1 pseudogene is annotated in these 347 nt (G+C 65.4%); it reads right to left on the bottom strand.

The features are described from left to right. A pseudogene (locus tag MTQ10_RS31055) lies at positions 1 to 199 on the bottom strand (2-oxoacid:ferredoxin oxidoreductase subunit beta); the annotation flags it as partial. Between the last annotated feature and the right edge of the window lie 148 nt (positions 200 to 347).

The raw sequence follows: 347 nt of genomic DNA, 5'->3' as shown, positions 1-347 counted from the left end.
AGTACGGGAAGCGGGAGGAGCAGCCGATGCCGGAGACGAAGACGATGTTCTCCTTCGCCAGCCCCAGCTCCGGCATGAAGCCCTGCACGGCGGCGAGGATCGCGTAGTCACCGCAGCCGGGGCACCACCGGGTCTCCTGGTCGGACTTGAAGTCCTTCGCGGTCAGGGGCTTCGGGGTCAGGGCGAGTTCAGTCCTCACGGAGCATCTCCTGGAGTGCGTCGGCGAGCTGTTCCGCCTTGAACGGCATGCCGTTGACCTGGTTGTACGAGCGGGCGTCGACCAGGTATTTCGCCCGGATCAGCGTGGCGAGCTGGCCGAGGTTCATCTCCGGGATCACGACCTTGTC

The sequence above is a fragment of the Streptomyces sp. XM83C genome, from assembly GCF_023072675.1.
GTDB lineage: Bacteria > Actinomycetota > Actinomycetes > Streptomycetales > Streptomycetaceae > Streptomyces > Streptomyces thermocoprophilus.
This window is presented reverse-complemented; position numbering and strand designations above follow the sequence as displayed.